At 62.4% G+C, this 8531-nt stretch carries 8 protein-coding genes; 3 read left to right on the top strand and 5 right to left on the bottom strand.

Annotated features, from left to right (window positions below; all coding sequences use genetic code 11):
- The first annotated feature begins 105 nt into the window (after positions 1 to 105).
- Both P0D70_RS21735 and queF read left to right on the top strand, forming a co-directional pair.
- On the top strand, positions 106 to 1008 hold the full coding sequence (locus P0D70_RS21735; protein ID WP_091796754.1) for a 5'-nucleotidase: 903 nt from the start codon (positions 106 to 108) through the stop codon (positions 1006 to 1008).
- A complete protein-coding gene (gene queF / locus P0D70_RS21730) occupies positions 1005 to 1829 on the top strand; it encodes an NADPH-dependent 7-cyano-7-deazaguanine reductase QueF (protein ID WP_091796755.1) in 825 nt (274 codons plus the stop codon). Before P0D70_RS21735 ends, queF begins: the two co-directional genes overlap by 4 nt.
- Positions 1830 to 1899: 70 nt before the next feature.
- On the opposite strand, the gene P0D70_RS21725 is transcribed toward queF, so the two are convergent.
- The 3 genes from P0D70_RS21725 to P0D70_RS21715 all read right to left on the bottom strand — a co-directional run bounded on the left by P0D70_RS21725 (position 1900) and on the right by P0D70_RS21715 (position 4744).
- The gene (locus P0D70_RS21725) at positions 1900 to 2286 is read right to left on the bottom strand and encodes a RidA family protein (RefSeq protein ID WP_007179354.1); all 387 of its coding nucleotides are present in this window, start codon (positions 2284 to 2286) and stop codon (positions 1900 to 1902) included.
- A gap of 82 nt (positions 2287 to 2368) precedes the next feature.
- Positions 2369 to 3850 carry an N-acyl-D-amino-acid deacylase family protein gene (locus P0D70_RS21720; RefSeq protein ID WP_408185995.1) on the bottom strand — a complete coding sequence of 494 codons (1482 nt, stop codon included), beginning with the start codon at positions 3848 to 3850 and terminating at the stop codon, positions 2369 to 2371.
- A 3-nt stretch (positions 3851 to 3853) separates the two neighbouring features.
- A complete protein-coding gene (locus tag P0D70_RS21715; RefSeq protein ID WP_091796757.1) occupies positions 3854 to 4744 on the bottom strand; it encodes a MurR/RpiR family transcriptional regulator in 891 nt (296 codons plus the stop codon).
- A 168-nt stretch (positions 4745 to 4912) separates the two neighbouring features.
- On the opposite strand from P0D70_RS21715, the gene P0D70_RS21710 reads away from it, so the two are divergent.
- The gene (locus P0D70_RS21710; protein WP_408185994.1) at positions 4913 to 6190 is read left to right on the top strand and encodes an amino acid deaminase; all 1278 of its coding nucleotides are present in this window, start codon (positions 4913 to 4915) and stop codon (positions 6188 to 6190) included.
- Between the two features lie 133 nt (positions 6191 to 6323).
- Here P0D70_RS21710 and P0D70_RS21705 read toward each other — a convergent pair whose 3' ends face one another.
- Positions 6324 to 6839, bottom strand: coding sequence for a MarR family winged helix-turn-helix transcriptional regulator (locus tag P0D70_RS21705; protein WP_408185993.1), 516 nt, complete (start codon positions 6837 to 6839; stop codon positions 6324 to 6326).
- A 31-nt stretch (positions 6840 to 6870) separates the two neighbouring features.
- Positions 6871 to 8466, bottom strand: coding sequence for an MDR family MFS transporter (locus P0D70_RS21700; protein ID WP_408185992.1), 1596 nt, complete (start codon positions 8464 to 8466; stop codon positions 6871 to 6873).
- Positions 8467 to 8531: the final 65 nt, after the last annotated feature.

Below are 8531 nucleotides of genomic sequence, written 5' to 3'. Positions count from 1 at the left end.
CTTTGATCGCTTTCTCGCCACGCTCGGCTATCCGAACTGGGAAGAGACGCAGAACCCGGTGTATCGCTTATTCCTCGCCTGATCTTTTAGGACTGAAACGCGCAGATGGCTCTTTCGCTTGTCGACAAACTGGTGGTGGCAATCTCGTCGCGCGCGCTGTTCGACTTCGAGGAAGAGAACCGCGTCTACGAAGAAGGCGACCTGCAAGCCTATGAAGCATTGCAGCGCGACCGCCTTGCCGTGCCCGCCAAACCGGGCGTGGCATTCCCGCTGATCCGCAAGCTGCTGGCGTTGAACGCGGGCGGACATCGCGTCGAAGTGGTGATCCTCTCGCGCAGCGATCCAATCAGCGGACTGAGGGCGTTCCATTCGTGCCGCGAATACGGGCTCGCCATCGAGCGCGGCGTGTTTACTCGCGGACGCGCGCCGTTCGGCTACCTGAAGCCGTTAAACGCGTCGCTGTTTCTGTCGGCGAATCAGGAGGACGTGCGCGACGCGCTCGCCGCCGGATTTCCCGCCGCGCGCGTCTTGCCGGAATCGGCGAAAATGGCGAGCAAGTATCCCGACGAAATCCGCATTGCCTTCGACGGCGACGCCGTCCTGTTTTCCGACGAAGCCGAGCGCGTGTTCCAGAAAGACGGTTTGCGCGCATTCGTCGGCCACGAGATTCACAACAAGGATCTGCCGCTCGCGGACGGCCCGTTAAAGCCGTTGCTCGAAGCACTGCACCGGCTGCAAAAACTCGCGGATGAAGCCGCGCCCATGCATATTCGTACGGCATTGGTGACGGCGCGCTCGGCGCCCGCGCACGAGCGCGCGATCCGCACTTTAATGGCGTGGAACATTGAAATCGACGAAGCGATGTTCCTCGGCGGCCTCGACAAGAGCGCATTTCTGCGCGAGTTCGAGCCGGACTTTTTCTTCGACGACCAAATTGGCCACTGCGAATCGGCCCGCGTCGTGACGGCGACTGGGCACGTGCTGAGTGGCATCGTGAACGCATCATGACACCCGAACAATCACCGCTGGGTAAGGCCTCCACTTACACCGAACAATACGACGCTTCGCTGCTGTTTCCGATCGCGCGCAAAAATGCGCGCGAGGCGATCGGCATCGGCGCGCAGTTGCCGTTCTTCGGCACGGACATCTGGAATGCGTATGAGTTGTCCTGGCTGAACGCGCGCGGCAAGCCGCAAATCGCGGTGGCGACTTTCTACGTGCCGGCGGACTCGCCGAATATCGTCGAGTCGAAGTCGTTCAAGCTCTATCTCGGCTCATTCGCGCAGACTGCGTTCGAATCGATGGACGCAGTGCGCGACACGATCAAGCGCGACGTGTCCGCTTCGTGCGGCGCGACCGTCTCCGTTCATCTGGCTGCGCCCTATGAGTTCGGCAAATTGCAGATGGAAGAATTCGAAGGCTTGTCGCTCGACCGGCTGGATCTGGATACCGATATCTATCAGCCGGACGCATCGTTGCTGAAAGCGGCGCTGCATGAAGCGCCGGTCGAAGAAACGCTGTTCTCCAACTTGCTGAAGTCGAATTGCCCGGTGACGGGCCAGCCCGATTGGGGCAGCGTGCAGATTCATTATGTAGGCCCGCAGATCGATCACGCGGGCTTGCTGCGCTACATCATCTCGTACCGCAATCACACCGGCTTTCATGAACAGTGTGTCGAGAAAATTTTTCTCGATGTGCTGAAAGCCTGCAAGCCGGTCAAGCTCGCAGTGTACGCACGTTATACGCGGCGCGGCGGACTGGACATCAATCCGTTCCGCACGAATTACAACTTGCCGATGCCGGACAATATGCGTCTGGCCCGACAGTAAAAAAGCAGTTTGTTCGCCGCGGCGAGTTGATGCAAAGCTGCGGCGAACCAATCCGGCCGAATGTTCAGGCTTATGCCGTGGGCTTCTTATAAGCCACGCAGTCCACTTCGACGCGGCAATCGATCACCATCGAAGAAACCACGCAGGCGCGCGCTGGCGGGTTCTCGCCGAAATACTCGCGGAACACCTTGTTGAACGACGCGAAGTCGCGCGGATCATCCAGCCACACGCCGCAGCGGACCACATGCTCGGCGCCATAGCCGGCTTCCTTCAGAATCGCGAACACGTTCTGGATCGCCTTATGCGATTGTTCGACGATGCCGCCGTTGATCACTTCGCCGTTTTCCATCGGCGTCTGGCCGGACACGAACAGCCAGCCGTCGGCTTCGACCGCGCGTGCAAACGGCATATGCTGACCGCCCGTTCCCTTCCCGCCTTCAACACCATAACGCTTCATCATCACACTCCTTAAAAAGTCCGGCACGCATGCGGCAGAATCGCCGCGCGCGCCGCAATCAATCACTCAATCGAGCAAAAATTCAGAACGCGCCGTGCGCGTCACCCTTCGACGCCGCGCCGCGCGCCACGAAGTGACCGGCGCGCTCGCCCGTTACTTGGCCATCGCGATACGACAGCACGCCGTTCACCCACACCGCGTCGATGCCGTCGGCGGCCTGTTGCGGTTTTTCGAACGTCGCCGCGTCGCGCACCTTGGCCGGGTCGAATAGCACCAGATCGGCGTGATAGCCGATATGCACCTCGCCGCGCTGCGCCAGACCAAAGCGCCGCGCCGACAAGCTGGTCATCTTGCGCACCGCCTCTTCGAGCGGCAGCAAACCCGCGTCGCGCGCATAGTGGCCGAGCACACGCGGAAACGCGCCCCACAAGCGCGGATGCGGCAGCGGATCGTTCGGCAGGCCGTCCGAGCCGACCATGGTCGCGGGATGCGAAAGGATGCGCCGCACGTCGTCTTCGGACATGTTGTGGTACACCGCGCCCGCCGGCTGTAGACGTTTGCCCGCTTCCTGCTGCGTAACGCCCCACTCCGCCGCAATTTCCTTAATAAGCTTGCCCGCCATCTCCGGATGCGGCTCCGACCACGTAATCGTGATGTCGATGTCGCCCGTCACCTGCTTCAGATCGAGCGTCGACGAACTGCGGTTGTACGGATAGCAATCGCAACCGATCGGCTGCAACCGGCTCGCGCTTTCCAGCGATTTCAGCACTTCGACGCTACGCCCCCAGTTCGACGGACCCGCGCACTTCAAATGCGAAATCACCACCGGAACATGCGCGTGACGGCCCACGCGATACGCTTCGTCCATCGCTTCGAGAATCGCGTCGAACTCGGTGCGCATGTGCGTGGTGTACAGCGCGCCGGCCGCAGCTAGCGGCTCGGCCAACGCCATCACTTCTTCGGTCGGCGCGGCGAACGCCGAACCGTATGCGAGCCCCGAACTCAAACCCAGCGCACCATTCGCCAGTGCTTCTTCGAGTTGCGCGCGCATACCCTCGATTTCCTGCTCGGTCGCCGCGCGATCGAGCCGGTCCATCTGGTTGCTGCGCAACGCCGTATGTCCGATCAGCGCGCCGACGTTCACCGCCGGCCGCGCCGCATTCACTGCTGCGACATACGCAGCGAAGGTCGGATACTGGAACGCGTCGCGCTCACCAAGCAGGTTCATCGGATCGGGCGGATCGCCCTTCAAAGCAACCGGCGACGCGCTGATACCGCAATTGCCGACGATCACCGTCGTCACGCCTTGCGTGATCTTCGGCAGCATTTGCGGCGAGCGGATCACATGCGTGTCGTCGTGCGTGTGAACGTCGATGAAACCCGGCGCCAGCGCGCGGCCTTCGGCCTCGATCACTTCTTCGGCGAGCCAGTTCGACAGATTGCCGATCGCGACGATGCGGCCGTCGCGAACCGCGACATCGCGCTCGACTGGCGGCGCGCCCGTGCCGTCGTACAGTTGCGCGCCGACGATCAGCGTATCGGCGGCTTCGGGATGCGAATGCATGGATCAGTCTCCTAACGGTTGTCGATCGCCGCCGCCGCGGTGCGTGTCGAGTGCGTGCTTCATGCGGCGCAGCAATTCGCGGCTCTCGTCGCCCTGACTGACGGCGAGTTCGGTGACGAGCACATCGAGCGCCATCATCATTGCGTAGCGCGACGACGACGGCTTGTAAATGAAGTCGGTTTCAAAGGCGACGATCGGGATCACCCAATCGGCCAACCGCGCGAGCGGCGAAGCCGGCGCGGTTAACGCGATCACGGTCGCGCCGTAGCTGCGCGCGATCTTGCAGTTCTCGACCATTTCCGGCACGCGCCCGGTGGTGGAAAGCGCGATCACCACGCATTCACGCGACACGGTGCTCGCTACCATGCGTTGCAGCAAGCCGTCCTGATAAGTCGCGACAGGCCGGCCGAGGCGCACGAGCCGAAAGCGCATTTCATCGGCGAGCGCGGTGGAACCGCCGCCCATGCCGAACACGTAGATCATGCGCGCTGCGCGCAACGCGGCCGCCGCTTCGCCGAGCGGCGCCTGACGCAGCAATTGATGGTTGTGCGCCAGCGCGGTTTGCAATTCGTCGAACACACGGGTCGCGATCGGCTCGGGCGCATCGCCCGCGCTGCCCGGCTGCAGGAAGCGCTGACCGACGGCGGCAGCCTGCGCGAGCCGCAGTTTGAGTTCGCGCACGTCACGGCAGCCTACCGCCTTGGCAAAGCGCGTCACGGTCGCCACGCTCACCTCGGCCTGCTGCGCGAGCGCGCCGATGCTGGCGCGCGAAGCGCCCGTGAGATCGTCGAGAATCAGCGCGGCAACCTTGCGCTCAGCCGAGCGCAGTTCCGGCGCGCATTCGGCGATGCGCGCAACGATGTCGAAAGCCAGCGGTTCGGCGGTTGAGTTCATTGCAGACTGTGGGATACGGCGCGAAGGCGGAGCAAAAGCCAGGCAAAGGCTGACAACGCGCCTTCAACGATCCATGGTACTAAATAACATTTCTTCATCCATCGTACTTTCGGTAACATGCTAAAGTCAACTTTGATTCAATTTAACTGGACGATGGAGCAAGGAGACATGAAAGTTACAAACTATCAGGGCGCGACGATTGATCCTTATAGCAAGGGCTTGGGCATGGTTCCGGGCACCAGCATCCAACTCACGGATGCCGCGCGCCTGGAGTGGAACCTGCTGAACGAAGACGTGAGCCTGCCGGCCGCCGTGCTGTATGCCGACCGGGTGGAGCACAACCTGAAATGGATGCAGGCATTCGTCGCGGAATACGGCGTCAAACTCGCGCCGCACGGCAAAACCACCATGGCGCCGCAGCTGTTTCGCCGTCAGCTCGAAACCGGCGCGTGGGGTATTACGCTCGCCACCGCGCACCAGGTGCGCGCGGCTTATCACGGCGGCGTCTCGCGCGTGCTGATGGCCAATCAGCTGGTAGGCCGCCGCAACATGATGATGGTCGCCGAGTTGTTAAGCGATCCGGATTTCGAATTCTTCTGCCTCGTCGATTCGGTCGAAGGCGTCGAGCAGTTGGGCGAGTTTTTCAAGTCGGTGAACAAGCAGTTGCAGGTGCTGCTCGAACTCGGCGTGCAGGGCGGCCGCACGGGCGTGCGCGATGCCGCGCAGCGCAACGCGGTGCTGGAAGCGATTGCGCGTTATCCGGACACGCTGAAGCTCGCCGGCGTCGAGTTGTACGAAGGTGTGCTGAAGGAAGAGCCCGAAGTGCGCGAGTTCCTGCAGAACGCGGTCGCGCTCACGCGCGAGCTCGTCGAGCAAGGGCGTTTTGCGCGTACGCCGGCCGTGCTGTCAGGCGCGGGGTCGGCCTGGTACGACGTGGTCGCGGAAGAATTCGTGAAGGCGTCGGAGACCGGCAAGGTCGAGGTGGTGCTGCGTCCGGGCTGCTATCTGACGCACGACGTCGGCATCTATCGCAAGGCGCAGACGGACATCTTCGCCCGTAATCCGGTCGCGAAGAAAATGGGCGAAGGGCTGCTTCCCGCGCTGCAATTGTGGGCGTATGTGCAGTCCATTCCCGAGCCGGATCGCGCGATCATTGGTCTTGGCAAACGCGATTCCGCGTTCGATGCGGGCATGCCGGAACCGGCGCGCCACTATCGTCCGGGTAACGAAGCGCCGCGCGATATCGCGGCAAGCGAAGGCTGGGAGATTTTCGGCCTGATGGATCAGCACGCGTATCTGCGGATTCCCGCTGGCGCCGATCTGAAAGTGGGCGACATGATCGCGTTCGACATCTCGCATCCGTGTCTGACGTTCGACAAATGGCGTCAGGTGCTGGTGGTCGATCCGGCGTACCGCGTCACGGAAGTGATCGAAACGTTCTTCTGATTCTTCTTGCAAAAGGCGCGCCCTGGAACATCGGGGCGCGCCTTTCCTGTTGTTTCGGAATGCGTGGAGCGAGCGATTGCTCCGCGATCCCCGACGCGCCGCATGCGACGTCGTTCAGGCCGCGTACGGCACGTTAAGGTTGGTGCGGCGCTTCCCCATTCACGACTTCGGCTGCCTGCTGCGAAACATCGCCGGCGGCGGCTTCCGTTGCGCCGGCTGTCGCCGCCACTTCCCCAATTCTCACCTCGAGCATCTTCAGTGCATCGGACAACGCGCCCAGCGCCTCGTCCGGCAGCGCGGCCATCGTGTCGTGCAAAAACGCATTGCGACGCGGCAAGCTGGCCTCGGTCGCCGACTGCCCCGCTTCGGTCAGACGCACATTGGTCACGCGATTGTCGCGCGTGTCCATGCTGCGAGCGATCCAGCCCAAACCTTCCAGTGTCTTCAACTGCCGCGTCAGCGCGCCCGGGTCGACACGCAAGCGCTCCACCAGCCGTTTCTGCGACGACTCGCCCGCCTGCTCGTGCAGCGCGAGCAGAATGCGCCAGCGCGGCAGCGGGTGGCCGACGTGCGCCTCGAAGGCCGACATGAAGGCCCGATAAGTGCGGCCGAATTGCTGCATGACGGCGACGCGGTCCTGTTCTTCCATGATCTGTCAGTAAAACGATAAGTCTAAAAAATCAGTCCGCGTGAATCACGGGTTCGAGCTTGCGTTGGAGCTTGATCGGCGGCACTCGGCGGCTTTGCCAGACCGACACCACGGCGATGATCGCCGCCATGGCCAGACCCAGATGAATCGCCGCCACGAGAGCTTCGCGCGCGCTCTCGAGCAGCATCGCGCCGTTATGGCCCGCGTGCGTCAACTGGCCTAGCAAGGTGGTTTGCGCATCGCGATTGATGAGAATTTGCGGGTCGCCGAGATCCGCGAACCATTGCGATGCGTGATCGTTTTCCAGCGCGCTGCGTACGCCGCTCGCGTACATGTGGCTGACCAGCGTGCCGGTCAGCGCGGTGCCGATCATGCCGCCGATCATGCGCAGTGACTGCAGCAGCGCCGTGGCAATGCCGAGGTGCTCACGGCCGGCCGTTTGCTGCGCGAAGATCGTCAGGTTCGGCATGACGAAACCGAGTCCCAGTCCGCCGACGACCATGAACGACATCAACAGCCATTGCGGCATGGCGCGCGTCGCGACGACCACGCCCAGGCACGCCAGTGCGAGCAGCGCAAAGCCCACGTAAAGCATCAGATTCGGATTGCGCACGCGCGAGACGATGCGCCCATTGGCGATGCTGCCGATCGTAATGAATACGACGAGCGGCGTGATGACGAGCCCCGCCTCTTTCGGCGACATGCCGAAGCCGCCCTGGAACAGCAGCGGCGCATAGAACAGCAGCGAGAACATCGTGAAGCCGCCCAGCACGGCCAGTGTGAACAGCGCGGCGAGACTGCGATTGCGGAACATGTCGACCGGCAGGATCGCCGTCGGGCAGCGCTTCTCCCACTGCCAGAGCGCGTAAGCCGACGCGACGCTCAACGCGAGCAGCATGGCCGCACCGAAGCTCACGCCATGCTTGGGCAGCAACTCGACGAACAATTGCAGCGAGCCGAGCGCCACGGCGATCAACACGGCGCCAGGCCAGTCGAGCCGCATCTTGCCTTCGTGTTCGACATGTCGCAGATGTGGCAGGAAACGCCAGACGAAAAACAGCGACAGCAGACCGACGGGCAGATTCACATAGAAAACCGAGCGCCAGCCGTAATACTGCGTGAGGAAACCGCCGAGCGACGGCCCGACCGCGTTGGCAATACCGAACGCCGAACTCATCAACACTTGCCAGCGCAGGCGCACGACCGAGTCGGGAAACAGATCGGGAATACAGGCGAACGCGGTGCCGACCAGCATGCCGCCGCCGATGCCCTGCAAACCGCGCGCGAGCACGAGGAACAGCATATTGTTGGCCGCGCCGCACAGCACCGAGGCGCCCGTGAACACGACGATCGACGCGATCACGAACGGCTTGCGCCCGTAGTAATCGCCGAGCCGGCCGAAAATCGGCACGGTAATCACCGAGGTCAGCAAATAGGAAGTGGCGACCCACGCGTACAGCTCGAAACCCTTGAGTTCGGCGACGATGGTGGGCAATGCGGTGCCGACCACGGTTTGGTCGAGCGCGACCAGCATCGTGACGAAGGAGATGCCGAGCATCGCCAGTAGTGATTCGCGGAAAGGTAAAACTTGCCCACTCGAGTGGTGGGCCGCGGTATGGACAGCCATTTTTGATAGCGCAACAGTTGACTTGTCAATCGATTGGGAATCATACCACGCGGTGATGCTCTAAT

It is taken from the genome of Paraburkholderia sp. RL17-381-BIF-C (genome assembly GCF_046026435.1).
Classification (GTDB): Bacteria; Pseudomonadota; Gammaproteobacteria; order Burkholderiales; family Burkholderiaceae; genus Paraburkholderia.
Note: the sequence above shows the minus strand (reverse complement) of the source record. Positions and strands in the feature narration are given on the sequence as shown.

What these genes read in the sequence shown, in the direction of transcription:
- P0D70_RS21715 (WP_091796757.1), bottom strand. Translation starts at nt 4,744, where the DNA reads ATGAACTCAACCGCCGAACCGCTGGCTTTCGACATCGTTGCGCGCATC.
- P0D70_RS21725 (WP_007179354.1), bottom strand. Translation starts at nt 2,286, where the DNA reads ATGAAGCGTTATGGTGTTGAAGGCGGGAAGGGAACGGGCGGTCAGCAT.
- queF (WP_091796755.1), top strand. Translation starts at nt 1,005, where the DNA reads ATGACACCCGAACAATCACCGCTGGGTAAGGCCTCCACTTACACCGAA.
- P0D70_RS21720 (WP_408185995.1), bottom strand. Translation starts at nt 3,850, where the DNA reads ATGCATTCGCATCCCGAAGCCGCCGATACGCTGATCGTCGGCGCGCAA.
- P0D70_RS21705 (WP_408185993.1), bottom strand. Translation starts at nt 6,839, where the DNA reads ATGGAAGAACAGGACCGCGTCGCCGTCATGCAGCAATTCGGCCGCACT.
- P0D70_RS21700 (WP_408185992.1), bottom strand. Translation starts at nt 8,466, where the DNA reads ATGGCTGTCCATACCGCGGCCCACCACTCGAGTGGGCAAGTTTTACCT.
- P0D70_RS21710 (WP_408185994.1), top strand. Translation starts at nt 4,913, where the DNA reads ATGAAAGTTACAAACTATCAGGGCGCGACGATTGATCCTTATAGCAAG.
- P0D70_RS21735 (WP_091796754.1), top strand. Translation starts at nt 106, where the DNA reads ATGGCTCTTTCGCTTGTCGACAAACTGGTGGTGGCAATCTCGTCGCGC.